This window comes from Bathymodiolus heckerae thiotrophic gill symbiont (assembly GCF_900128515.1).
Taxonomy (GTDB): domain Bacteria; phylum Pseudomonadota; class Gammaproteobacteria; order PS1; family Pseudothioglobaceae; genus Thioglobus_A.
In genome coordinates this window covers 1-2,064 of the sequence record NZ_FQTP01000162.1, presented here as the reverse complement: position 1 = coordinate 2,064, position 2,064 = coordinate 1, and the positions used below count along the sequence as shown (strand labels likewise).

The 2,064-nt window shown below is 38.4% G+C and carries 3 protein-coding genes; 2 read left to right on the top strand and 1 reads right to left on the bottom strand.

Annotated elements, in window-relative coordinates:
• The coding region (locus BTHERMOSOX_RS10640; protein WP_283204857.1) for a 3-deoxy-D-manno-octulosonic acid transferase at positions 1 to 545 on the bottom strand (545 nt) is incomplete at its 3' end.
• Between the two features lie 43 nt (positions 546 to 588).
• Here BTHERMOSOX_RS10640 and cgtA point away from each other — a divergent pair.
• Positions 589 to 1,599, top strand: coding sequence for an Obg family GTPase CgtA (gene cgtA, locus BTHERMOSOX_RS10635; RefSeq protein WP_138121114.1), 1,011 nt, complete (start codon positions 589 to 591; stop codon positions 1,597 to 1,599).
• Positions 1,589 to 2,064 (top strand): glutamate 5-kinase (gene proB, locus BTHERMOSOX_RS10630; RefSeq protein WP_138121113.1); only part of this gene is annotated, 476 nt, incomplete at its 3' end. The genes cgtA and proB, both read left to right, overlap by 11 nt.

Genomic DNA, 2,064 nt, shown 5'->3' with positions numbered 1-2,064 from the left:
GTGGCAATTAAACTTAAATTATTTAGCGTTTCACTCACCAGAGTAGATGCAAATTTTTGATATTTCCCTAGTGATGGTTCAGACATTCTGGCGTTGATTAAAATACTAGGAATGTTATTTTTCTTAAGTGCATGAATCAAATTTGGCCAAATTTCAGTCTCCATTAAAATACATATTTCTGGCTGTATTTGATTAATATAACGCTTAACAATAAAGCCTAAATCAAATGGAAAATACAGGTGTAGCACTTGATTATCGTAATACTGTTTAATAGCACTAGATCCTGTTGGTGTTGTACTGGTTACGAGTATTCGGTGGTTTGGATGTTGCTTGATGAGTGTATCGATCAGGGTGATTGAAGCTCTAAATTCACCCACTGAAACACAATGAATCCAAATAATAGGCACTGGTATTTTACTAATAAATCCTAGCCTTTCAGAGAGTCTTTTTCGGTAATTAGGCGTCTTGATAGACTTGACTAATAGGCGAATAATCAATAGGGGTAAAAGTAGATATCCAACTAGGCTGTAAAGGGTTCGATTCATTTGTCGGTGGTATAATAGCTTTATTGTATTTTAGCGGTTTTTTATGAAATTTGTTGATTCTGCCAGTATTCGTGTTGAAGCTGGTAAAGGTGGTGCTGGTTGTTTGGGTTTTCGTCGAGAAAAATATATTCCTGATGGTGGTCCAGATGGCGGTGATGGCGGTGATGGTGGACACATTTATTTTCGTGGACAAGAAGGTTTAAACACCTTAAGTGAGTTTCGATTTAATCGTTTATTTAGGGCTAAAAATGGCCAGCCTGGTCAGGGTCAAAATAAACGTGGAAAATCAGCTGTGCATTTAACCGTTGAAATTCCATTAGGCACCAAAGTTTTTGATTTAGAAACTGATGAGCTAATTGGTGAGATGACTGTGCATGATCAAGTCATGCTTGTTGCCAAAGGTGGTTTTCATGGTTTGGGCAATACACGCTTTAAGTCAAGCATTAATCGAGCACCGAGAAAAACTACGCCAGGCTCTTTAGGTGAGGCGCGTGAAATTGGCTTAGAAATGAGCGTAATGGCTGACATTGGCCTACTTGGCATGCCTAATGCAGGTAAATCTAGTCTTATTCGTCAAATCTCTAGTGCTCGCCCTAAGGTGGCAGACTATCCGTTTACAACATTGCATCCGTCTTTAGGTGTGGTGTCGTATTATGATGAGCATATCGTCATGGCGGATATTCCAGGATTGATTGAAGATGCTAGTGAAGGTGTCGGCCTGGGCTTTGAATTCTTAAAGCATTTATCACGTGCTAAAGCATTATTACATGTAGTTGATATTTTGCCTGCAGATGCTTCTGACCCTGCTGAAAACTATTTGATCATTGAAAACGAGCTTAGAAAATATGATCCTGAATTGGCTAACAAGCCAAGATTGTTAGCCATTAATAAAATGGATTTATTGCGAGAAGAGGATCGAGTTGATATTGTTAAAAAATTATTAAAAGATATTGATTATCACGGTGATTTTTATAATATTTCAGCACTGAATGGCTTAGGTTGTAGAGATTTAGTAGAGGGTTTGTTTAAACTGGTTAAAGCTAATGATGAGTAAGAAAAAGTGGGTGGTTAAAATAGGCTCGGCACTACTCACTAATAATGGTAAAGGCTTAGATGTTACTGCTATTGGTGCTTGGGTTGAGCAAATTGCACAGCTCAAAACTCAAGATATTGAAATTATTTTAGTTTCATCTGGTGCTATTGCCGAAGGTATGAAGCGCTTAGGCTGGGCGTCTCGCCCAGAAAGCATTCATCAATTGCAAGCCGCTGCTGCTGTGGGTCAAATGGGTTTAGTTCAGACTTATGAGTCGTTATTTGCTAAGCATGATATTCATACGGCTCAAGTATTGTTAACCCATGCTAATTTGGTTAATGCTGAGCAAAGTGATAATATCTCAGCCACACTTAATGCGTTGCTTAAATTAGGCACAGTGCCTATTGTTAATGAAAATGATACCGTTGCTACAGAAGAGATTAAATTTGGTGACAACGATACCTTGGCTGCATTGGTGGCTAATTT

What these genes read in the sequence shown, in the direction of transcription:
- cgtA (WP_138121114.1), top strand. Translation starts at nt 589, where the DNA reads ATGAAATTTGTTGATTCTGCCAGTATTCGTGTTGAAGCTGGTAAAGGT.